The sequence below is a fragment of the Cupriavidus sp. P-10 genome (assembly GCF_003402535.2).
Taxonomy (GTDB): Bacteria; Pseudomonadota; Gammaproteobacteria; order Burkholderiales; family Burkholderiaceae; genus Cupriavidus.
In genome coordinates this window covers 2,846,371-2,868,661 of record NZ_AP025171.1, presented here as the reverse complement: position 1 = coordinate 2,868,661, position 22,291 = coordinate 2,846,371, and the positions used below count along the sequence as shown (strand labels likewise).

Sequence of the window (22,291 nt, the reverse complement as noted above, 5' to 3'; positions counted from 1 at the left end):
GGCCCGGCGCGCGGGCCTTTTATCGTTGTCTGGGTTGCCTGCTGGGATGCGGCCGCTGGCCGGTGCCGGCCACCGCTTATCGGCGCGGTCCGGTGTGATGGCGGCGCAGGCCACGAGCGCATCGCTCATGGCAAGGGCAGTCTACGTTCGGCGCGCCTGTGGTGTATTGCTTTCGGCTGCCGGCCCGTTGCCTTTTCCTTATTGCGATGCCGTGCCGCCGGCGCCGTCGCGGTGCCAGGCGGTGCCGCAGGCGCGCAGTTCCGCCAGCAGCGCGTCGGCGCCGGGCGACAGCCGCGCGCCGGCGCGGGTGGTCATGCCGATCACCCGCCGCATGCCCGGCATCGGCAGGTTCAGCTCCGTCAGGGAGGACTGGTCGAACTCATACTGCAGCTGGTGCGCGGACAGCGCGGTAATCATCTCGCCGCGCAGCAGCAGGCCGCGCAGCAGCGCCAGGTCGCCGGTCTCCACCAGCGGTTCGGGCAGGGGCCCGCCATGGCGGGTGAAGAAGCCGTCGAGCGCCTCGCGCAGCGGCGAACCCGACCGAGACAGCACCCACGGATAGGGTTCAAGGTCGCGCAGCGTCAGGCGCTTGCGCGACGCCAGCGGATGCGTGGCGCTGGCGATCAGCGCGATGCGGTCCTCGAACAGCGGCTCGGTCGACAGGCCTTGCGCGGCGTCCTGCCTCAGTGCGCCCAGGATCAGGTCGATGCGCCCGCTCAGCAGCCCCGCGGTCAGTTCCTCGTACGGGCTTTCCAGCGAGCGGAAGCGCAGCCGTGGATGGCGCGCATGCAGCCGCGCGATCGCGGCCGGCAGCAACTGGGTGCGCCCCAGCGGCAGCGCGCCGACGGTGACCACGCCTTCGAGCACGCCGCGCAATGCCGCCACGTCGGCGGTGATATGGCGCAGCTCGGCCAGCACCCGTTCAAAGCGCGGGACCCAGCGCGCGCCCACGTCGGTCGGGATCATGCCGCGCGCGGTGCGCAGGAACAGCGGCTGCCCCAGTATCTCTTCCAGCCGCGCCACCGCCTGGCTGACCGCGGACTGCGATACGCCAAGCACGCCTGCGACGCTGGGCATATGGTGCGCGTCGGCCAGCAGCGTGGCGACTTCCAGGCGCCGTTCGTTGTAGAGCGATTCCAAGCTGGCGACGGTGCCGCCATGGCGGCTGCGCAGCCGGACGGCTTCCTCGCGTACGTCGCGCAGGGTCGCGTCGATCTGCTGCAGGCGCAACAGCACCAGCTCGCCGGCGCGCGTCAGCAGCATGCCGCGGCCCTTGCGCTCGAACAGTTCGACGCCAAGCGTGCCTTCCAGCGCGGCCACCGAACGCGCGATCGCCGATGAAGCGCGGTGCAGCGTTTCCGTGGCGCGGCGCACGCCGCCGGCCGCGGCCACGCCAGCGAACACGTAGAGGTGATGCAGGCTGAGCGGGGAAGGATTCATGGCTTTGGCGCGGGCCGCGCCTGCGGCATACCGATAAGCAGATTGGAACACTGGGCAGGCGAGATGGCAACCCAGCGCGGCGTCGCCGCGCCGATACTCGTCTCACCCTGGCGACCCCGCCACACCGACCGACTGCCATGAATGCCTTTCCCGATTCGGACCTGCGCCCGGTGCCGTGCATCCTGATGCGCGGCGGCACCTCGCGCGGCCCGTTCTTCCGCGCCGCCGACCTGCCCGCCGGCGAGGCGGCGCGCGACCGCTTGCTGCTTGCGGCGATGGGCTCGCCCGACCCGCGCCAGATCGACGGGCTGGGTGGCGCCCATCCGCTGACCAGCAAGGCCGGCATCGTCAGCGGCGGGATCGCGGGCGAGTATGACCTCGCCTTCCTGTTCGCGCAGCTGCAGCCCGATGCCGACACCGTCGACACCGCGCCCAACTGCGGCAACATGCTTGCCGCGGTGGTGCCGTTCGCGCTCGAGGCCGGCATGCTCGCGCCGCGCGGCGACACCACGCGGGCGCGCGTGCTGACGCGAAACACCGGCATGCTGTGCGACATCACGGTGCCGACACCGGGGGGGCGCCTGCGCTACGGCGGCGACGCGCGCATCGACGGCGTGCCTGGCACTGCCGCACCCATCGTGATCGATTTCCTCGACACGGCGGGCTCGGTCTGCAGCGCGCTGCTGCCCACCGGCAATCCACGCGACCGGCTCGTGATCGATGGCCTGGCCGTCGACGCCACGCTGATCGACAACGGCATGCCGATGGTGCTGCTGCGTGCAACCGACCTCGGCCGTACCGGCTACGAGAGCGTAATCGCGCTCAATGAGGACGCATCGCTGAAAGCGACGCTGGAAGCGCTGCGCCTTGCCGCCGGCCACAGCATGGGCCTGGGCGATGCCAGCGGCAAGAGCTATCCCAAGATGTGCCTGATCGCCGCACCGCGCGATGGCGGCACGCTGGCGACGCGCTGCTTTATCCCGCACGTATGCCACGCGGCCATCGGCGTGCTGGCCGCGGTCACCGCCGGAACTGCGTGCGTGCTGCGCGGCACGGTGGCCGATGGCATCGCCCGGTTGCAAGGCAGTGGCCCGGTGCACAACGTCAGCATCGAACACCCCAGCGGCGAGTTCACCATCGAAATCGAAACCGACCCCGAGCGGCCCGGCACGATCGCGCGCAGCGCGCTGGTGCGCACGGCCCGCCCCATCATGCGCGGCGAAGTGCTCGTGCCGGCCAGCGCATGGCCACAAGACTGAGAGACACCATGATCATCGATTGCCACGGCCACTTCACCACCGCGCCCAAGGCGCTGGAAGACTGGCGCAAACAGCAGGTGGCCAACCTCGCCACGCCGGAACTCGGCCCCAGGCCCTCCGACCTGCGCATCTCCGACGACGAACTGCGTGAAGCCATCGCCGGCAACCAGCTCCGGCTGATGCAGGAGCGCGGCTCCGACCTGACGATCTTCTCGCCGCGCGCGTCGTTCATGGCGCACCACATCGGCGATCTCGAAACCAGCGCCACGTGGGCGGCGATCTGCAACGAACTGTGCGCCCGCGTTGCGCAACTGTTTCCGGACAACTTCGTCGGCGCCGCCATGCTGCCGCAGTCGCCGGGCGCGGACGTCAGCACCTGCCTGCCGGAACTGAAGCGCTGCATCACCGAATACAACTTCGTGGGTGTGAACCTGAATCCCGACCCGTCGGGCGGCCACTGGACCTCGCCGCCGCTGTCGGACGAATACTGGTTCCCGGTCTACGAGATGATGGTCGAGTACGACGTGCCGGCCATGATCCACGTGAGTACGAGTTGCAACGCGTGCTTCCACACGACCGGCGCCCACTACCTGAATGCCGACACCACGGCCTTCATGCAGTGCCTGGCCAGCGACCTGTTCCAGCGTTTCCCCAGGCTGAAGTTCGTGATCCCCCACGGCGGCGGTGCGGTGCCCTACCACTGGGGCCGCTTCCGCGGCCTTGCGCAGGAAATGAAGGTGCCGCCGCTGGAAGAGCATGTGCTGCACAACGTGTTCTTCGACACCTGCGTCTATCACCAGCCGGGCATCGACCTGCTGACCGAGGTGATCCCGGTCGACAACATCCTGTTTGCCTCCGAAATGATCGGCGCGGTACGCGGCATCGATCCGCGCAGCGGCCACTACTACGACGACACCAGGCGCTATGTCGACGCCACGGCAAACCTGAATGACGAACAGCGCCACAAGATCTTCGAGGGCAACGCGCGCCGCGTCTATCCGCGGCTGGACGCGCAACTCAAGGTGCGCGGGTTGTAATCCACGCCATCCGACGAGAAAGGAATCCGCCATGCAACCCATCCAGAACCAGATCGGCGTCGTGCACCGCCGCATCGAACGCGCCGATCCCGAGGTGGTGGCGCGCCTGTCGCGTTTCGGCGTCGCCACCGTGCATGAGGCGATGGGCCGTATCGGCCTGATGAAGCCCTATATGCGTCCGGTGTACGCCGGTGCGGCCACCTGCGGCCCTGCCGTCACCGTGCTGCTGCAGCCCGGCGACAACTGGATGCTGCACGTGGCCGCCGAGATGATCCAGCCGGGAGACGTGGTGGTGGCCGCCTGCACCGCCGACAGCACCGACGGCTTCTTCGGCGACCTGCTCGCGACCTCTTATCGCGCCCAGGGCGCAAAGGGCCTTGTTATCGACGGCGGCGTGCGCGATGCGCGCGACCTCAAGGAAATGGGCTTTCCCGTCTTCAGCCGCGCCATCCACGCCAAAGGCTGTGCGCGCGCCACCATCGGCTCGGTCAATGTGCCGGTGGTCTGCGCCGGCGCGCTGGTGGATCCCGGCGACGTGGTGATCGCCGACGACGACGGCGTGGTGATCGTGCCCAAGGCGCTGGCCGCCGCCGTGGCCGACGCTGCCGACGCGCGCAGCGCCAACGAGGAAGCCAAGCGCGCCCGCTTTGCCGCGGGCGAGCTGGGCCTGGACATGTACGGATTGCGCGAGCCGCTGGCGCGTGCCGGCTTGCGCTACATCGATTGAGCCGGCTGCCCGCCGCATGGCGGGCCTATTGATAACAACAACAGGAGGAGAGGGATGAGAGCAAAACGACCCGTCGTGCGATCGGCGTTGGCCGCGCTGTGCGCCGTGCCCGCGCTGGCCGCGGCGCAGTCAGTGACGTTGTACGGGCTGGTGGATACCGGCGTGGAGTTCCTGAACCACGTCGGCGGCGGCGACACCGTGGTGCGCATGCCCAACCTGAGCGGCACGGTGCCGTCGCGCTGGGGCCTGCGCGGCACCGAAGACCTCGGCGGCGGGCTGAAGGCGAACTTCGTGCTCGAATCGGGCTTTGGCGCCGACTCCGGCAGCGCCAACCAGGGCGGCCGGCTGTTCGGGCGGCAGGCATGGGTCGGATTGCAGAACCAGTGGGGACAGGTCAGCTTCGGGCGCCAGTACACCATGCTGTTCTGGGCCATGCTCGATACCGACATCCTCGGCCCCAACGCCTACGGTTCCGGCTCGCTCGACAGCTACTTCCCCAATGCGCGCGCCGACAACGCGGTCGCCTACAAGGGCAAGTTCGGCGGCCTGACGGTGGGGGCGACCTACAGCCTCGGGCGCGACACCGTCAACGCCGGCCCCAGTCCCTCGGGCACCAACTGCGCCGGCGAGAACCCCGCCGACAGCCGCGCCTGCCGCGAATGGTCGGCCATGCTGATGTACGAGACCAACTGGTGGGGCGTGTCCGGCGTCTACGATTCGCAGCGCGGCGGGCCCGGCGCGTTCGGCGGGCTGACCTCCAGCGCGCTCAAGGATGACCGCCTGGCGCTTGGCGGCTACATGCTGCTGGGCAATGCCAAGGCGGGGCTGGGCTGGGTCGGCCGCCGCAACGAAGCGCTGGCGGCGCCACGCAGCAACCTGTTCTACGGCGGCGTGGCCTACGACATCACGCCGGCGCTGAACCTGGCCGGCGAGCTGTTCTACCTGAAATACCGCAACAGCCCCAACAAGGCGTGGCTCGGCGCGGTGCGCGCCAGCTATGCCTTCTCGAAGCGGACTTCGGTGTACGCCACCGCGGGCTATATCGGCAACGGCGGGCAACTGGCGCTGTCGGTCAGCAGCGCGGCGACGGGTGGCTCGCCCAATGTGGGCGGTACGCAGTTCGGTTCGATGCTGGGCATCAAGCACGTGTTCTGAATCGCGACCCGCAGCCGCTCAGCGCAAGCGGCCATGTGTCACCAGCAAGGTCAGCGGACGCGCCAGCAGCGTACTGGCCAGCGCCATCAGCAGCAGCCCCGAGAATGCCGTGGTGCTGATGACGCGCGCATCCAGCAGCACGGTCAGCACCACCACCTCGACCAGTCCCTTGGTCTGCAGCAACGCGCCCAGGGCGAGCGACTTGCGCCAGCCCATGCCCGCGCGCAACGCCGGCAGCGCAACGCCGGCCATCTTGCCGGCGATGGCGACGACCAGGGACAGCGCGGCGATCCACAGTGTCATCGGCTCCTGCAGCGAAATTTCGGTCCGCAGCCCGGCGGCGAGGAAAAAGAACGGCAACAGCACCACCACCGTCATCGGCTCCAGCTGCTGGCGCACGCGCTGTGCCGCCTGCGACGGCCAGACCAGGCCGGCGACGAAGCCGCCCATCACGTGGTGCAGTCCGGCCAGCTCGCCCAGGAACGCCGACGCCAGCACGAGGAAGAACGCCACCGCCAGCAGCAGCTCCGTCTCCTGCGCGCGGTGGCGCAGCAGCCAGGCGAGCGCGGGGCGCACCGCGCCGAACATGAAGGCGAGATAGGCCACGGCGCGCGCGCCGATGGCCAGCACGCTGGCGCCTTGCTGGCTGCCCTGCTGCAGCAGCACCAGCGTCAGGAACAACCACACCCATGCGTCGTTGACCGCCGCGCAGCGCAGCGCAAGCTGGCCCAGCGGGGTGCCGGTGAGCCGCATCTCGCGCAGCAGCGCGCCCAGCACGGGCAGCGCGGTGACCGCGGTGCAGATGCCCATCGCACAGGCGAACCAGTAAGGATCGGCATGCTCGCCGGCCACCGGCCAGCCGGCGCGGATCATCCACCACCCCGTTACGCCGCCGAGCACGAACGGCGCGGCGATGCTGCCCAGCGAGATACGCAAGGTGTCATGCCAGTGCGTCGTCGCCGCGTCTTCGCGCAAATGCAGGCCGGTCAGGAAGCAGAACAGCGTCACGGCGAGCCATTGCAGGCCGGACAGCATCGGCAAGTGATCGGGGCCGAACAGCGCCGACCAGCCCTGTGGCGCCAGCTGGCCGAATACGGACGGCCCGAGCATGATGCCGGCCAGCACCTGCACGGCCACCAGCGGAAAGGCGGCCTGCAGGCCTGCCCCGCGCCACAGCAGGTAGGGCAGGGCGACCACCAGCATGGCCTGCAGGAAGAAGATGCTCACCGCGTTCATTGGATCTTCGCGTCCTTACCCGAACATCCCGCCGTTGACCGAAATCACCTGCCGCGTGATATAGCCGGCATCGGGCGACAGCAGGAAGGCCACGGTGGCAGCAACCTCGTCCGGCGTGCCCATGCGCCGCGCCGGGATCAGGCGCAGCGCTTCCTCGCGCACGTGCGGCTCGACCATGTCGGTGTCGATCAGGCCGGGCGCGACGCAGTTGACCGTGATGGCGCGCTTGGCCAGTTCGATGGCAAGCGCCTTGGTGGCGCCGATGATGCCCGCCTTGGCGGCGCTGTAGTTGGCCTGCCCGCGGTTGCCGACCAGCCCGGAAACCGACGACAGCGTGACGATGCGGCCGGGCTGGCGGCGCTGCACCATGGGCATCACCACCGGGTTGAGCACGTTGTAGAAGGCGTCGAGGTTGGTGTGCACCACCTCGTCCCACTCGGCGCCGGTCATGGCCGGGAACGCCGCGTCGCGGGCCAGCCCGGCATTGCAGACCACGCCGTAGTAGCAGCCGTGCGTGGCGATGTCGGCCAGCAGGGTGGCCGCTGCCTCGTCGCGGCGGCTGACGTCGAAGCACAGCACGCGCGACCTGCTGCCATGGGCGCGCACCGCGTCGGCCACGGCTTCGGCCTCGTCGCGGCGTGCGCGGCAGTGCACCACCACGTCATAGCCGTCGCGCGCCAGGCGCAGCGCGATGGCGCGGCCGATGCCGCGCGACGATCCGGTGACCAGTACGGTCGGATTGGTCATGCTTGTTGTCCTTGCATAAGGGCTATGCCGGCTCGGCGGCGGTCAGACGTTGCAGAACTCTTCCAGCACTGCCATGCGGCGGCGTGGATCGGCGACGAACGGGTTGTTGCGGTCCCACGCATACCCGGCCAGCACCGCGCTGATCATGCCGCGGATCTCCGACGTGGCGTTGGGGTGGAAGATCAGCTTCTGGAAGCGGCCTTCATACCATGCCTCGACAAAGACGCGGAAGCAATCGACGCCCGCACGCAGCGGCTGCGCGAAATCCTTCTCCCAGTCCACCGTTTCGCCGCCGAGCTGGCGCACCAGGCAGTCCGCCGCCAGGCTGGCCGACTTGAAGGCGATGGTGACGCCGGAGGAAAAGACCGGATCGAGGAATTCGCCGGCATTGCCGAGCAGCGCGTAGCCGTTGCCCCACAGCGAGCTGACGTTGGCCGAGTAGCCCGCGATCTGGCGCGCCGGGGTGTCCCACGAGGCATCGGCAAGCAGGCTGGCCAGCCCCGGCTCCTCGGCCACCAGCGCGCGCAGCCGCTCGGTCTCGGTGCCGGTGTAGTTGTCCAGGAACGCCTTCTCCGCCACCACGCCGAGCGAGCAGCGGCCGTCCGAGAACGGGATGGTCCAGTACCACACGTCCGGGTGCTGCGGATGCACGCTGATCAGGATCTTGTTGCGGTCGAAGGTCCCCGGCGCGATCCGGTCTTCGACATGGGTGAAGAGCGCGCTGCGCACCGGGAAGCCCGACGGCGACTCCAGCTTGAGCAGGCGCGGCAGGATGCGGCCGAAGCCCGAGGCATCGAGCAGGAATTTCGCGCGCACCCGGTACTGGCTGCCGTCCGGCGCGCGCACCGTCACCTCGGGCTGCGCGCCGCCGACGTCGACGTTCTCGACCAGATGCGCGAAGCGGACTTCAGCGCCCTGGCGTGCAGCCTCGCGGATCAGCACATCGTCAAAGCGGGCGCGCTGCACCTGGTAGGTCGTGCCCCAGCCGGGAGAGAATTTTTCCCGGAAATCGAAGGCAGTGTGCTGGCCGGCGCGGGAGAACGCGGCGCCGTTCTTGTACTGGAAGCCGGCTTCCACCACCGCGCGCAGCATGCCGGCGCTTTCGATATAGGCCATGCTCTGCGGCAGCAGGCTTTCGCCGATCGAAAAGCGCGGGAAGATTTCCTTCTCGATCACCAGTACCGGGATCCCGTGCTTGCGCAGCAGGCCCGCCGCGACCGAGCCGGCCGGGCCTGCGCCAATGATGACGACATCCGTGGTTTCCGTTTGCATGGTGTCCGATCCTTGTTCCTGGTCAGGCCGGCGGGGTGGGGCCGCCGGCAAACGCAAGAATATGGCGGCAAAACGCCGCCAGTTGGCGTGCCAGCAACATCTTGAAACCATTTCAGGCGGTTGTCGCGCGGAATTGTGGGGTAGCCATGGTGCAGCAGGGGTGCAATAAAAGGCGCAATAAAAGGAGCCTGACAGCCGCGTTTGTTTCGCTGTCCGCCGTCTGCCGGTGTGCTCGCCGGCACGATTGCCGCACTGCCGGCAAAATGTGGGATCGTGGTCACACCCATATCCGGAGAACCCCATGCCAGCCACCACCATGCCCTACCGTCGCCTCGGCGCCAGCAACCTGCGCGTCTCGGCGCTGTGCCTGGGCACCATGATGTTCGCCGACCAGACCGACGAAGCCGAGGCGGCGCGCATCGTTGCCAGCGCGCGTGACCAGGGCGTCAACTTCATCGATACCGCCGACGTCTACACCAAGGGCGCTTCGGAACAGATGGTCGGCCGCCTGCTGACCTCGAACCGTCACGACTGGGTGCTGGCGACCAAGCTGGGCAACGCCATGCAGTCCGCGCCCAACCACTCGCACTACTCGCGCGTGTGGATCACGCGTGCGGTCGAGGACAGCCTGAACCGGCTGGCGACCGACTACCTCGACATCCTCTACCTGCACCGCGACTACCCCGGCGAGAACCTGGAAGAGGCGGTCCGCGCGATGGGAGACCTGGTGCGCAGCGGCAAGATCCGCTACTGGGCCGTGTCGAACTTCCGCGGCTGGCGCATCGCCGAGATCGCCCGCCTGTGCGGCGAGCTGGGCGTGCCGCGCCCGGTGGCCTGCCAGCCGTACTACAACCTGCTGAACCGCGTCCCCGAGGTCGAGATCCTGCCGGCTTGCGAGCACTATGGCCTGGGCGTGGTGCCTTACAGCCCGGTGGCACGCGGCGTGCTGACGGGCAAGTACGCGCCCGGCCAGGCGCCGGGACAGGGCACCCGCGCCGGCCGCGCCGACCGCCGCATGATGGAAACCGAGTTCCGCGAGGAATCGCTGGTGATCGCGCAGCAACTCAAGGCGCATGCCGAGGCGCGCGGCCTGACGCCGGGGCAGTTCGCCACGGCGTGGGTGCTGGCCAACCCGATCATCTCGTCGGTCATCGCGGGGCCGCGCACGCTGGCGCAGTTCGAGGACTACTTCGGCGCGCTCGGGGTCGAAATCACGCCGGACGAAGAGGCCATGATCGATGCGCTGGTCGTGCCGGGGCATGCGTCGACCCACGGCTACAACGACCCGGGTTACCCGTTCGGGGGAAGGCCGGTGGCACGCGCGCAGAAAGCATGACAGCGACGCACGCCGGCGGTGCAAGCCAGCGGCGGCATGTGGCGCAAGCGCGTCTCCGGATGACGCGCGTTAACAACGGCGCGAAGAACGTCGCGAAGACCCCACGCATGCTTGCTGCACGCGGGCCCGACTCCTACTAATATCAAGAGAAGCGGCACGCGCACTGCGCGTGCCGCGAGAATAATGCGCTTCGAGCCGGTGCGCGCATGCCTCTGCGCGCAGCGCCGGCCCAACAGGGAAGCCCAACGTGTCGCGTCGTGGCTGGATCTTCGCTGGCTTGGCGGTCGCCCTCACCGGGGGCGTCTACGTCGTGTATAGCATTGTCGCGAGCGAAGTGCGCAATTCGCACTGGCAGGCGCGGCTGATCGGCGAGCTCGGCCAGCGGCTGACCTTCGAGATCCAGCCCGGCGCCAGCGACAGCATCCGCTTCCCGCATTCCGGTCCGTACGATGCCCGCATGGGCTACGGCATGCTGCCGCAGTTCGCGCAGCGGCTGCAGCAGCGCGGCTACGTTCCGGCCGAGCAGGCGCGCATGTCGCCCGACATGGTCAGGCTGATGGACCAGGGCTTTTTCGCGCCGTACCGCGAGAAAAACCAGGCCGGCCTCTTGCTGCGCGACTGCAACGGGCTGACGCTGGCGTTCGAGCGCTATCCGCAGCGCCAGTATCCCGACTTCGCCACGGTGCCGCCGCTGCTGGTGAGTGCGTTGCTGTACGTCGAGAACCAGGGGCTGCTGAACCCCGAATACCCGAACATGAACCCGGCGCTGGACTGGCGCCGGCTGTCGCGCGCGGTGATCGACCAGGTCATCCGGCTGGCCGACCGCTCGCACGACGCGCCCGGCGGCAGCACGCTGGCCACGCAGATCGAGAAGTACCGGCACTCGCCCGAGGGCCGCACCGCGTCGATCCCCGAGAAGTTCCGGCAGATGGCGTCGGCGTCGCTGCGCGCCTACCTCGACGGGCCCGACACGCAGCGCGCGCGCGAGCGCATCGTGGTTGACTACCTCAACACCGTGCCGCTGTCGGCGCGCGAGGGCTTCGGCGAGATCAACGGCATCGGCGACGCGCTGTGGGTCTGGTACGGCGAGGACTTCGGCGAAGTTAACCGGCTGCTCAAGGAAATGGACCAGCGCGCGCCCGACCCGCGCCAGGCGCAGGTATACAAGCGCGCGCTGTCGCTGATCATCTCGCAGCGCCGCCCGTCTTACCATTTGCGTCGCGACGACACCAACCTGGATGCGCTGACCGGCAGCTACCTGCGCCTGCTGGCTGCCAACGGCATCATCACCGCCGAGCTGCGCGACGCGGCACTGGCGCAGACGCTGGACAAGGCCGCGCCGCCGTTGCGCGGGCCGCAGGAGCCGTTCGTCACGCGCAAGGCCGTCAACCGCGTGCGTGCCGACGTCACCCGCCTGACCGGCGTGGAAAGCCGCTACGACATGGACCGGCTCGACCTGACGGTCGACAGCACCGTCAACCGCGAGGCGCAGCGCATCGTCAGCGAGACGCTGCAGCGCGTGAACAACAAGGCGGATGCGCGCGCCATGGGCCTGTACGGCCACAACCTGCTGCGCGATAACGACGACCCGTCGAGGCTGATGACCAGTTTCACGCTGTTCGAGCGTGTCGGCAACGCCAATGTGGTGCGGGTGCAGGCCGACAACATCGACCAGCCGTTCGACATCAATAGTGGCGGGCGCCTGAACCTGGGCTCGACCGCCAAGCTGCGCACGCTGGTGACCTACCTGGAAATCATCAGCGAGCTGCACGCGCAGTACGCCGGCATGGGGCGCGCCGAGCTGGCCGGGGTGCGGCTGGCCCGGCAGGATGCGCTCGCCCACTGGGCGGTGGATTACCTGTCCAAGACGAAGAAGCCCGAGGAGCGCGAACTGATGGCGATGCTCGAGGCCGCGATGGAGCGCAAGTACTCCGGCAGCGCCGGTGAAGGCTTCTACACCGGCGGCGGGCTGCAGAGCTTCACCAACTTCGAGCGCGAGGCGGGCGAGCGCAACATGACCGTGCGCATCGCGTTCCAGCACTCGGTCAACCTGGTCTTTATCCGCATGATGCGCGACATCGTGCGCTATGAGACCTTCCACGCCAGCCCGGATATCGGCGAGCTGTTCGAGGACCGCAATGCCCCCGGCCGGCGCGAGTACCTGGAGCGCTTCGCCGACCAGGAAGGCAGCGCCTACATGGTCAACTTCTACCAGCGCTATCGCGGCAAGAATTCCGAGCAGCGGCTGGACACGCTGCTGGGCCGCGTGCGCATGACCATCCCGCACATCAACGCGGTGCGCATGTCGGTGACGCTGCTGAGCGCGCGCCCCTACCTGGATGAGGAAAACTATATCCGCATCATGCGCGCGCGCCTGGGCGACAAGCAGCTGGCCAAGGAAGACCTGCCCGCGCTGTACCGCAAGTACGGCAAGGACAAGTTCAACCTGAACGACCGTGGCTACCTGTCACGGGTGCATCCGCTGGAGTTGTGGATGGTGGAGTACCTGGACCAGCACCCCGAGGCGACGATGACGGAGGTCCTGCGCGCCAGCACCGCCGAGCGGCAGGAAGTGTACAAGTGGCTGTTCAAGACGCGCAGCAAGGCGGGCCAGGACAACCGCATCCGCACGCTGCTGGAGCAGGACGCCTTCACCCGCATCGCCAGGCGCTGGCAGCGGGTCGGCTACCCGTTCGATTCGCTGACGCCGTCGTACGCCAGTGCGATCGGCGCGGCGGGCGACCGTCCGGCGGCGCTGGCCGAACTGGCCGGCATCCTGCTGGCCGGCGGCGTGGTCACGCAGAGCGCCGCGGTGCGCAGCCTGGCCTTTGCCGACGGCACCCCCTACGCCACGCGCTACGTGCTGCAGCCGGGATCGGGCAAGCGCGTGCTGCCGGCCGAGGTGGCCGAGCTGGCGCGGCGTTCGATGCTCGATGTGGTGGAGCGCGGCACCGCCAAGTCGATCCGCGGCGCTTTCACGGTGCCCGGGCGCGACGGTGCGTCAATGACGGTGGCGGGCAAGACCGGCACCGGCGACCAGCGCTTCCAGGTGTACGGCCCGGGCGGTCGGTTGATCTCGTCGCGCTCGGTGAACCGCTCGGCAACCTTTGTCTTTACGCTGGGTGAGCGCTTCTTCGGCACCGTGGTGGTCAACGTGCGCGAACCCTACGCGGCGCGCTACAGCTTTACCAGCGCGCTGGCGGTGCGGGTGCTGCGCGCGATCGCGCCCCAGGTGGCGGCAATGGCGCCAGGCGGTGACCGCGCGCTGCTGCGCTGCCGCGATGCCGCGCCGGGCCTGCGCACGCCGCGCGTGCCGACCATGGCGGCTCCGGCCGAAGCCGTGCCGGGCGCCACCATGGCGCAGGGGCTGGAAGCCCCGCCGCGCGCGGACGCGGTGGCTCAGCCCCCGGCGCCTGCGGCGCCTGCCCCGGCCAAGCCGGCCAAGCCCGAAGCGCCGAGCCTGGCCGACGCCAACGATGCGATCACCGTGCGCAAGGCCAGTCAGCCCTTGCGGCGGACCATGCCGTAGATCACCAGCAGCACGATCGCGCCGATCACCGAGGCAATCCAGCCCACCGGTTCGCCCGGCTGGTACCAGCCCATCGCGCGGCCGACGTAGCCGGCCACCACCGAGCCGAGCACGCCGAGGATGATGGTCATGATCCAGCCCATCTTGTCGTCGCCGGGCTTCACCGCCCGTGCGATCAGTCCGACGATGAGGCCAACGAACACGGTGCCGATGAATGCCATCATGGTGCGCTCCCGGTAGTGGACTGCTTAGAATGGGCGCCGGCCGCACGATGCAGCCGGCTGCGCTTCATGATACACGCAGCCAGCGGCTGCGTATGACGGCAACGGGACTGGGCCGGCGGGATCAGCCCCCCGCCAGCCGGAACTGGCCGACGGCCCGGTGCAGCATGTCGGCCTGGTCCTCCAGCGAGGCCGCGGCGGCGGCCGCTTCTTCGACCAGCGCCGCGTTCTGCTGCGCCATCTGGTCCATCTGCGAGACCGCCTGGTTGACCTGCTCGATGCCGCCGGTCTGCTCCTCGGTGGCGGCACGCATCTCGCCCATCAGGTCGGTCACGCGCTTGACCGCTGCCACGATCTCGTCCATCGCCTTGCCGGCGCTTTCCACCAGCACCGCGCCGTCTTCCACGCGCTGCGCCGAATTGCCGATCAGCGCCTTGATCTCCTTGGCGGCAGTGGCGCTGCGTTGCGCCAGCGTGCGCACCTCGCCAGCCACCACGGCGAAGCCGCGGCCCTGGTCGCCGGCGCGGGCGGCTTCCACCGCGGCATTCAGCGCCAGGATATTGGTCTGGAAGGCAATGCCCTCGATCACGCCGATGATGTCGACCACCTTGCCCGAGGCCTGCTTGATCTCGCCCATGGTCCCGACCACCTGGTTGACGATGGTGCCGCCGCGCACGGCGATGTCCGAGGCGCCCTCGGCCAGGTGACTGGCCTGGCGCGCATTGTCGGCGCTCTGGCGCACGGTGCTGGTCAGCTGCTCCATGCTCGCGGCGGTTTCCTGCAGCGAGGCGGCCTGTTCCTCGCTGCGGCGCGACAGGTCGGCATTGCCCGCGGCGATCTGCTTGGCCGCGCCGGCGATCGAGTCGGCCGAGCCGCGGATGCTGCCGATCGCGCCGGTCAGGCGCGTCTGCATGCGCTGCATCGCGAACAGCACGCTGTGCTCGTCGCCCGGGCGCACGTCGACATGGCTGCCGAGATCGCCCTCGGCAATGCGGCCGGCGATCTGCGCGGTGGTGGCCGGCTCGCCGCCGAGCTGGCGGTGCAGGCTGGCGGAGACGCGCACCATCACCAGCGACATCAGCGCGCCGACCGCCAGCAACAGGCCGAAGGCTTTCATCAGCTCTTTGTGGAAGGTCGCTTCGATGTCATCCATGTAAAAGCCGGCGACGAAAACCCAGTCCCATGGCCGGAAGGTGGCCACGTAGCTGAGCTTGGGCTGTGCCGCCTCGGCGCCCGGCTTGGGCCATGCATACTCGACGAAGCCCTTGCCCGGCCCCTTGGCGACCTCGATCATGTTGCGGAACAGGTAGACCCCGTTGGGATCTTTCGTGTCCTCCATCACCTTGCCAATCATGTCTTCCTTGAACGGGTGCATCAGCACCACGCTGTTGGAACGCATGACGGTGAAGTAACCATCGCTGCCGAAGCGCATGGCGCGCACGCGGTCGATGGCCTGCTGCCTGGCCTCCTCCTGCGGCAGCTTGCCTGCCTTGGCCAGCGCCTCGTAATTGGCCACCACCGAGACGACCGTGTCGGTGACATGGATCAGGTCCAGCCGGCGCTCTTCCATGCGCAGGCTGCGTATGTGCCAGGCGTTCCACAGCGTGACGCCGAGCAGGCAGACCCAGCTCAGCACCAGCGGCAGCAGCAGTTTTTTCTTCAGGCTCAGGTTGTCCAGCATGCTTCTCACTCCTCCTTCAGCGCATTGCGCATTGCTCATCGGTGACACGCATCTGCGGCGTCATTCATGGTTGACGCCTGTCGGGGCATGCGTGTGCGTCTGCGGGCTAACGGCGGGGCGGCAAACTAACTTGATTGGGGTAATACCGCCCATGGGAGTGGTGTGGTTGTTTGGTTTTAATACATTTGCCGCATAAGTGATGTAACGAGCTCTTATGTTTCTTCGTGGCAGGCGGGACGTGATGCCGCAGGCTCATGTCACGCCGTTGTCCCTGTAAATCCGGCAGAATCGGCGCGTTGCACCGACACAACCTTTCTCATCTACAACGTCCCCTGCGCACATGGCCACCTTGCCCAGCCCGTCCGAAAACACCCACCGCCATGACGGGCCGCTTGCCGTGTTCCTGGTGTTCCTGCGCCTCGGCCTGACGTCGTTCGGCGGTCCGGTCGCGCACCTGGCGTTCTTCCGCGACGAGCTGGTGCGGCGCCGCCAGTGGCTGAGCGAAGCCGCGTATGCCGATGTGGTCGCGCTGTGCCAGTGCCTGCCCGGCCCGGCCAGCAGCCAGACCGGGATCGCGCTGGGGCTGTCGCGCGCGGGCTATGCCGGCGCGCTGGCGGCATGGCTGGGCTTCACGCTGCCGTCGGCGGTGCTGATGATCCTGTTCGCGCTGGGCGTCTCGCACTACGGCATGGCCGCCGCGCCAGGCGTGCTGCACGGGCTCAAGCTGGTGGCGGTGGCCGTGGTGGCGCAGGCGGTGTGGGGCATGGCGCGCACCCTGTGCCGGGGCGCGCTGCGCATTGCCATCATGTTGCTGGCCACCGTTGCGGTGCTTGCGCTGCCGGGGCCATGGACACAGGTGGCGGTGATGACCGTTGCGGCGCTGGCGGGCGCGGCGCTGCTGCGGCCGGCGCTGGCCGGCGCGCATGAGCCACTCGGGCTGCCGATGGGTCATCGGGCCGGCGCGTTGCTGCTGGCAGCCTTCGCCTTGCTGCTGGCGGGCCTGCCGGTGCTGGCGCAGCTGAGCGCCGATCCGGCCGCGGGCCTGTTCGACGCCTTCTACCGCGCCGGCGCGCTGGTCTTCGGCGGGGGACACGTGGTGCTGCCGCTGCTGGACGCCGAAGTGGTGGCGCCCGGCTGGGTCGGCAAGGAAACCTTCCTGGCAGGCTATGGCGTGGCGCAGGCCATGCCCGGTCCGCTGTTTACATTTGCAGCCTTCCTGGGCGCTTCGTCGCAGATGCCGCCTTCCGGCTGGGCTGGCGGGCTGCTGTGCACGGTGGCGATCTTCCTGCCCGGCGCGCTGATGGTGCTCGGCACGCTGCCTTACTGGGAAAGCCTGCGCCGTAACCGCCGGGCACAGGCGGCGCTGGCCGGCGTCAATGCGGGCGTGGTTGGGCTGCTGCTGGCGGCGCTGTGGCAGCCGGTGTGGGTCGGCGCGGTGCGCGGGCCGCTCGACATCGTGCTGGTCGCGCTGGCGCTGGTGGCGCTGATGGCGTGGAAGCTGCCGCCATGGCTGGTGGTACTCGCCAGCGGCGTGGTGGGGTGGGCGGCGGGCATGTGGCTGTAACGCCGCAGCACCGCTGCAATAGCCGCTGCAATTGTCGCCGTAGGGGCGGCTGCTGCCGGGCCTGCGGGAGACCTCGGCACGCGCCAGCTTGACCCTTGTAATGCGTCGTAACCTGCCGCGTCGCGGAACCGTTTGCGCATTCAAATGCGAACGATTATCCTTCTCTGCGGCGTCTGTCATTGTGATGACAATGGCACAACCTCAGCGTTACGTGCGCGAGGCGGCGCTCCAGCTTCCAAGGATCCCAGCGCAGGGCCGGCCGCCGGCTCCGCCGGAGCCACCCGCTTACCACCGCAATGACCGAATCCCAGCCAGCTTCCGGCCAGCAGCGCCGCGCGTTCTGGCTCAAGCATCTCCACCAGTGGCACTGGATCAGTTCCGCGATCTGCCTGATCGGGATGATGCTGTTCGCCGTGACCGGCTTCACGCTCAACCATGCGTCGCAGATCGAGGCGAAGCCGGCGGTCGAGACGCGCCACGCCACCGCGCCCGCCGCGCTGCTCGACGCGCTGCGCGCGCAGGAGCCCGCCGGCGAAGGCAAGTCACGCGATCGCAAGGCGCCGGTGCCTGAAGCGCTGGCCGCATGGCTGGCACAGGCGCTCGATGTCGATGCCAACGGGCGCGAGGCCGAATGGTCGGCCGATGAAATCTACGTGGCGCTGCCGCGCCCGGGCGGCGATGCCTGGGTCAGCCTTGAGCTCGACAGCGGCGAAGCCCAGTACGAGAAAACCACGCGCGGCGCGATCTCCTACCTGAACGACCTGCACAAGGGCCGCAACACCGGCCAGGCATGGAGTCTGTTCCTGGATGTGTTCGCGTTCGCCTGCCTGGTCTTCAGCATTACCGGCCTGTTCCTGCTCAAGCTGCATGCGGGCGGGCGCCTGGCGACGTGGCCGCTGGTCGGCCTGGGGCTGGTGGTGCCGCTGCTGCTGGCGGTGTTGTTCATTCACTGAGCATTCACTGAGCATCACCGGACCCGCCGGCAACCCAACCCCATTTGCCTTTTTCCTGCTGCATCTCACTGACGAGGTTTCTCCGAATATGCGCCGACTGCTCTCCGTCACCCTGACCGGCATGGCCACGGTCCCGTTCGCGGGTCCCGCGCTGGCCGCCGACCTGAACGTCAAGGTGGAAATCCCGCGCCTCAGCGTGGCCGAGTACCACAAGCCCTACGTGGCGATGTGGGTCGAGCGCGCCGACCAGAGCCCGGTGCAGACCCTGGCGGTCTGGTACGACGGCAAGCTCAAGGAAAACGAGGGCACCAAGTGGCTCAAGGACATGCGCCAGTGGTGGCGCAAGGCCGGCCGCGACCTGAACATGCCGGCCGACGGCATCTCGGGCGCGACCCGCGCGCCGGGCGAGCACACGGTCAGCTTCCGCGATGGCAAGAATCCGCTGGGCAAGCTGCCGGCGGGCGACTACCAGCTGGTGGTCGAAGCCGCGCGCGAAGTCGGCGGGCGCGAACTGGTGCGCGTGCCGTTCACCTGGCCGCCGCAAGCCGCACAGACCGCCCGCGCCAAGGGCGACCACGAACTCGGCGGTGTCACCGTCGACCTGAAGCCGTAATCCTTCCCGGAGCCTGACGATGAAACCTACCGCCATCCTGTCTGCCATCGTGTCCCCCACCCGTTCCCGCATGGCCATCCGCGTGGCCGTGCTCGCCCTCGCCGCGCTGGCGCCGCTGGCCGCGCACGCGCACCGCCAGTGGCTGCTGCCGTCGGCCACCGTGCTGTCGGGCAATGACCCGTGGGTGACCGTTGACGCCGCCGTCTCCAACGACCTGTTCTACTTCGAGCACGTGCCGCTGCGCCTGGACAACCTGCAGGTGACCGCCCCCGACGGCAGCGCCGTCAAGGCCGAGAACGCCGCCACCGGCAAGTACCGCAGCACCTTCGACCTGCACCTGACGCAGCCGGGCACGTACCGCGTGGCGGTGGTCAACCAGGGCCTGTTTGCCAGCTACAAGGTCGATGGCCAGGCCAAGCGCTGGCGCGGGTCGGCCGAGAACTTCGCGAAGGAAGTCCCGGCCAATGCGCAGGAGCTGACGGTCACGCAGGCCGAAGGCCGCGTGGAGTCCTTCATCACCGCCGGCAAGCCCAGCGACAAGGGCCTGCGCACCACCGGCCGCGGCCTGGAACTGGCGCCGATCACGCACCCGAATGACCTGGTCGCCGGCGACACCGCCAGCTTCCGCCTGCTGCTCGACGGCAAGCCCGCCGCCAACCTGAAGGTCGAGGTGGTGCCGGGCGGCATCCGCTACCGCGACAAGCTGCAGGAGTTCAGCGCCACCACCGACGCCGACGGCAAGTTCAGCGTCAAGTGGCCGGCGCCGGGCATGTACTGGATGGAAGCCGAGGTCCGCGACGACAAGGCCAGCTTCAAGCAGGCCAAGTCGCGCCGCGCCACCTACGCGGTGACGGTGGAAGTGCTGCCGCAATAAGCATTTCGCCGCGTTGAACCGCATCCTGGTCCCTGTCGCGCTGCAAGCGCCCCCGGTGCCGCCCGCGCAAGATGCCCGGCAGCACCGCTGGGGCGGCGCGAGCATGGGCACGACCTGGTCGGTCGTGGCCCTGCTGCCGCCCGGGGCGGATGCCGATGCCGTCGGCGCGGGCATCGTCGCCGTGCTCGACGGCGTGATAGCGCAGATGAGCAACTGGGAAGCGGACTCCGATATCAGCCGCTTTAACCGCGCCGCGCCGGGCAGCTGGCAAGACCTGCCGCCAGATTGCTTTGCTGTCCTGCAATGCGCGCTGCAGGTGGCGCGCGAGAGCGGCGGTGCTTATGACCCGAGCGCGGGGCCGCTGGTCGACCTGTGGGGCTTCGGCCCGGCACCGCGGCGCAGCGCGCCGCCATCGCCCGATGCCGTGCAGGCGGCACGCGGCCGCTGCGGCTGGTCGCGCATCGAACTCGATGCCGATGCAAGGCGCGCACGCCAGCCCGGCGGCGTGTCGCTGGACTTTTGCGCCATCGCCAAGGGCTTTGCCGTTGACGCGGTGGCGCGCTACCTCGATGCACAGGGCCTGGCACACCACCTGACCGAGGTCGGCGGCGAACTGCGCGGCCATGGCGTCAAGCCTGACGGCATGCCGTGGTGGGTCGCACTGGAAGCGCCGCCAGGCCTCGGCAGCGACGGACAGGAAAAACAGGCCGGGCAGACCCTGGTGGCGCTGCACGGCCTGTCCGTGGCCACCTCGGGCGACTACCGCCGCTACTTCGACAGCGACGGGCGGCGCTATGCCCATACCATCGACCCGCGCACCGGCTACCCGGCCAGCCACGCACTGGCTTCGGTCACGGTGATCCACCCGCAGTGCATGCTGGCCGATGCGCTGTCCACCGCGCTGACCGTGCTCGGCCCGCAAGCCGGCATGGCGCACGCGCGCCGCCACGGCATTGCCGCGCGCTTCCTGGTGCGCACGCCGGGCGGCTTCGACGAACATCTTTCCCCGGCTTTTGCCGCGATGCTGGCATGAGCCGCTCCATCCTTTCACCCTTTGCCGGCGCCAGCTGGCTGGCCCTGGCCGGCGGCGTGGCGCTGTCGGCGCTGGGGCCCTCGCGCAGCGCCATCGCCGCCGGCGTGGTGGCCGCCTATGCCGGTTTCTGCGGCACGGTGCTGGCGCACCACCGCCAGCGGCGCGCGCGCGCGGCGGCATTGGCAAGTACCACGGACGGCGCCACGCTGGTCGCCTATGCCAGCCAGACCGGGTTTGCCGAGCAGCTGGCGCTGCAGACCGCGACCGCGCTGCAGGGCGCCGGCATGCCGGTGCAATTGCTGTCGCTGGCCGAGGTCGACGCCGGCCGGCTGGCCGCGTGCCGGCAGGCGCTGTTCGTGGTCAGCACCACCGGCGAGGGCGACGCGCCCGACAGCGCGTCGGGCTTCGCGCGGCGGCTGCTGGCCGGCGGCGCGGATGGCCTGCGCGAGCTGCGCTACGGCATCCTGGCGCTCGGCGACAGCAGCTATGCGCGCTTCTGCGCCTTTGGCCATGCGCTCGATCACTGGCTGCAGCGCCATCGCGCGCAGCCGCTGTTCGACCTGATCGAGGTCGACAACGGCGATGCCGGCGCACTGCGCCACTGGCAGAACCATCTGTCGGCGCTGAGCGGCGGCGCGGAGATCGCCGACTGGGAGCGCCCGCGCTACGGCGACTGGGTGCTGGCGCAGCGCCGGCACCTGAATCCCGGCAGCCAGGGCGCGCCGGCGTTCCATCTGGTACTGGAGCCGCGCGACCGCGATGCGCTCGACTGGCAGCCGGGCGACATCGCCGAGGTCGGCCCGTGCCATGCACCGGCCGAGGTCGCGCAGCTGCTGGCCCGGCTCGCGCTGGATGGCGCCACTGCGGTGCGCTGCGACGCCCGCGACCTGACCCTGGCCGAAGCGCTGGCCACGCGCATGCCGCTGCCCGATGCCCACTTTGCCGCGATGCAGGGCGTGCCGGCCCAGCAACTGGTCGATGCGCTGTCGCCGCTGCCGCACCGCGAGTATTCGATCGCTTCGCTGCCGCAGGACGGCCGCCTCGACCTGCTGGTGCGGCAGGCGCGCCGCGATGACGGCCGGCTCGGGCTGGCCTCCGGCTGGCTGACCGGGCATGCGGCCGTGGGCGCGCATATTGCATTGCGCATCCGCACCAACCGCAGCTTCCACCCGCCCGCCGACGACCGGCCGCTGATCCTGGTCGGCAACGGCACCGGACTGGCCGGCCTGCGCGCGCACCTGAAGGCACGCGCCGTGGCGGGACGGCGCCGCAACTGGCTGCTGTTCGGCGAGCGCTCGGCCCGGCATGACGCTTTCTTTGCCGACGAACTGGCCGCCTGGCAGGCCGACGGCACGCTGCAGCACGTCGACCATGCCTGGTCGCGCGACGGCGGCACGCCGCGCTACGTGCAGGACGCGCTGCGCGCGCAGGCGCCGCTGGTGCGCGAGTGGGTAGAGGATGGCGCGGCGATCTATGTCTGCGGCAGCCTGCAAGGCATGGCCGGCGGGGTCAACGAAGCGCTCACGGAAATCCTCGGCGAATCCGCGCTGCGCCAGCTTGCCGACGACGGCCGCTACCGGCGCGACGTCTACTGATTACTCCAATCGCCGTGCG

18 protein-coding genes are annotated in these 22,291 nt (G+C 69.3%); 12 read left to right on the top strand and 6 right to left on the bottom strand.

The window, feature by feature from the left end; genetic code table 11:
• Positions 1–198: 198 nt before the first annotated feature.
• Positions 199–1,440: a LysR family transcriptional regulator gene (locus tag CTP10_RS29800; protein ID WP_116319120.1), complete on the bottom strand. Its 1,242-nt coding sequence runs from the start codon at positions 1,438–1,440 to the stop codon at positions 199–201.
• 137 nt (positions 1,441–1,577) lie between these two features.
• Here CTP10_RS29800 and CTP10_RS29795 point away from each other — a divergent pair, with 137 nt between their 5' ends.
• From CTP10_RS29795 to CTP10_RS29780, 4 genes are read left to right on the top strand one after another with little or no spacing between them, the layout of a single operon-like run.
• Positions 1,578–2,699 carry a 4-oxalomesaconate tautomerase gene (locus tag CTP10_RS29795; RefSeq protein WP_233528100.1) on the top strand — a complete coding sequence of 374 codons (1,122 nt, stop codon included), beginning with the start codon at positions 1,578–1,580 and terminating at the stop codon, positions 2,697–2,699.
• Between the two features lie 8 nt (positions 2,700–2,707).
• Positions 2,708–3,736: an amidohydrolase family protein gene (locus CTP10_RS29790; RefSeq protein WP_116319119.1), complete on the top strand. Its 1,029-nt coding sequence runs from the start codon at positions 2,708–2,710 to the stop codon at positions 3,734–3,736.
• A gap of 31 nt (positions 3,737–3,767) precedes the next feature.
• Entirely contained in the window at positions 3,768–4,463 is a 696-nt protein-coding gene (ligK, locus tag CTP10_RS29785) for a 4-carboxy-4-hydroxy-2-oxoadipate aldolase/oxaloacetate decarboxylase (protein ID WP_116319118.1), read from the top strand.
• A gap of 54 nt (positions 4,464–4,517) precedes the next feature.
• The gene (locus CTP10_RS29780) at positions 4,518–5,618 is read left to right on the top strand and encodes a porin (protein ID WP_116319117.1); all 1,101 of its coding nucleotides are present in this window, start codon (positions 4,518–4,520) and stop codon (positions 5,616–5,618) included.
• A gap of 18 nt (positions 5,619–5,636) precedes the next feature.
• Here the strand turns inward: CTP10_RS29780 and CTP10_RS29775 are convergent, their stop codons facing one another.
• From CTP10_RS29775 to CTP10_RS29765, 3 genes are read right to left on the bottom strand one after another with little or no spacing between them, the layout of a single operon-like run.
• Positions 5,637–6,854: a cation:proton antiporter gene (locus tag CTP10_RS29775; RefSeq protein WP_116319116.1), complete on the bottom strand. Its 1,218-nt coding sequence runs from the start codon at positions 6,852–6,854 to the stop codon at positions 5,637–5,639.
• Positions 6,855–6,869: 15 nt separating this feature from the next.
• Positions 6,870–7,601, bottom strand: a complete 732-nt coding sequence (gene fabG, locus CTP10_RS29770; RefSeq protein WP_116319115.1) for a 3-oxoacyl-ACP reductase FabG — start codon at positions 7,599–7,601, stop codon at positions 6,870–6,872.
• Positions 7,602–7,643: 42 nt separating this feature from the next.
• Positions 7,644–8,873, bottom strand: coding sequence for an NAD(P)/FAD-dependent oxidoreductase (locus CTP10_RS29765; RefSeq protein WP_116319114.1), 1,230 nt, complete (start codon positions 8,871–8,873; stop codon positions 7,644–7,646).
• Between the two features lie 301 nt (positions 8,874–9,174).
• Between CTP10_RS29765 and CTP10_RS29760 the strand changes: the two genes are divergently transcribed.
• Together CTP10_RS29760 and CTP10_RS29755 are read left to right on the top strand one after the other, a co-directional pair.
• Complete coding sequence (locus tag CTP10_RS29760) at positions 9,175–10,209, top strand: aldo/keto reductase (RefSeq protein WP_116319113.1); 1,035 nt, start codon at positions 9,175–9,177, stop codon at positions 10,207–10,209.
• Positions 10,210–10,456: 247 nt separating this feature from the next.
• Positions 10,457–13,738 (top strand): transglycosylase domain-containing protein, encoded by a 3,282-nt coding sequence (locus CTP10_RS29755; protein WP_116319112.1) that lies wholly within the window; start codon positions 10,457–10,459, stop codon positions 13,736–13,738.
• On the opposite strand, the gene CTP10_RS29750 is transcribed toward CTP10_RS29755, so the two are convergent.
• On the bottom strand, positions 13,711–13,962 hold the full coding sequence (locus CTP10_RS29750) for a GlsB/YeaQ/YmgE family stress response membrane protein (RefSeq protein ID WP_116319111.1): 252 nt from the start codon (positions 13,960–13,962) through the stop codon (positions 13,711–13,713). The two genes, CTP10_RS29755 and CTP10_RS29750, sit on opposite strands and share 28 nt — an antisense overlap.
• Before the next feature lie 121 nt (positions 13,963–14,083).
• Positions 14,084–15,640: a methyl-accepting chemotaxis protein gene (locus CTP10_RS29745; RefSeq protein ID WP_116319110.1), complete on the bottom strand. Its 1,557-nt coding sequence runs from the start codon at positions 15,638–15,640 to the stop codon at positions 14,084–14,086.
• Between the two features lie 340 nt (positions 15,641–15,980).
• Between CTP10_RS29745 and chrA the strand changes: the two genes are divergently transcribed.
• The 6 genes from chrA to CTP10_RS29715 all read left to right on the top strand — a co-directional run bounded on the left by chrA (position 15,981) and on the right by CTP10_RS29715 (position 22,272).
• Entirely contained in the window at positions 15,981–17,204 is a 1,224-nt protein-coding gene (gene chrA / locus CTP10_RS29740) for a chromate efflux transporter (RefSeq protein WP_116319109.1), read from the top strand.
• Positions 17,205–17,500: 296 nt separating this feature from the next.
• Positions 17,501–18,157 (top strand): PepSY-associated TM helix domain-containing protein, encoded by a 657-nt coding sequence (locus tag CTP10_RS29735; protein ID WP_116319108.1) that lies wholly within the window; start codon positions 17,501–17,503, stop codon positions 18,155–18,157.
• Between the two features lie 88 nt (positions 18,158–18,245).
• On the top strand, positions 18,246–18,770 hold the full coding sequence (locus CTP10_RS29730; RefSeq protein ID WP_116319107.1) for a DUF2271 domain-containing protein: 525 nt from the start codon (positions 18,246–18,248) through the stop codon (positions 18,768–18,770).
• 70 nt (positions 18,771–18,840) lie between these two features.
• Entirely contained in the window at positions 18,841–19,644 is an 804-nt protein-coding gene (locus tag CTP10_RS29725) for a DUF4198 domain-containing protein (protein WP_376790681.1), read from the top strand.
• 13 nt (positions 19,645–19,657) lie between these two features.
• On the top strand, positions 19,658–20,677 hold the full coding sequence (locus CTP10_RS29720) for an FAD:protein FMN transferase (RefSeq protein WP_116319105.1): 1,020 nt from the start codon (positions 19,658–19,660) through the stop codon (positions 20,675–20,677).
• Positions 20,674–22,272 carry a sulfite reductase subunit alpha gene (locus CTP10_RS29715; RefSeq protein WP_199414567.1) on the top strand — a complete coding sequence of 533 codons (1,599 nt, stop codon included), beginning with the start codon at positions 20,674–20,676 and terminating at the stop codon, positions 22,270–22,272. Before CTP10_RS29720 ends, CTP10_RS29715 begins: the two co-directional genes overlap by 4 nt.
• Positions 22,273–22,291 lie beyond the last annotated feature (19 nt).